The organism is Pseudoalteromonas luteoviolacea DSM 6061 (assembly GCF_001625655.1).
GTDB lineage: Bacteria > Pseudomonadota > Gammaproteobacteria > Enterobacterales > Alteromonadaceae > Pseudoalteromonas > Pseudoalteromonas luteoviolacea.
In genome coordinates this window covers 1-344 of the sequence record NZ_AUYB01000015.1, presented here as the reverse complement: position 1 = coordinate 344, position 344 = coordinate 1, and the positions used below count along the sequence as shown (strand labels likewise).

Sequence of the window (344 nt, the reverse complement as noted above, 5' to 3'; positions counted from 1 at the left end):
CATCGAAGAACACCTTACCCGTAACAGACTTATCGCCCGTTTTTGGTTTTTCTGTAAAGCGGATCGCTGGCGTTGGTTCTGTGCCAACCACAATCTTAGCGATGTTACTTACTGCGCCCAAACCACTACCAATGTATCGCTTGCCGGTTTGATATTCAGTAGACGGGGTTTGTGTAAGGGTGTAGCCATCGGCGTTAGACTCAATTAAGCCTGTAAAGCTAAAGTCACCTTGCGCGTCAGTGGTGGTGGTTAATTCAACGGCTTGGCCATATTTGTCAGTGCCCGTTAGTTTGATGCTGATGGCATGCAATACAGAATCAACTGGATCGATCACACCGTTTTGA

Annotated in this window: 1 protein-coding gene; it reads right to left on the bottom strand. The window is 47.1% G+C overall.

Annotated elements, in window-relative coordinates; translation table 11 throughout:
* The coding region (locus tag N475_RS25665) for a hypothetical protein (RefSeq protein ID WP_162269574.1) at positions 1 to 344 on the bottom strand (344 nt) is incomplete at both ends.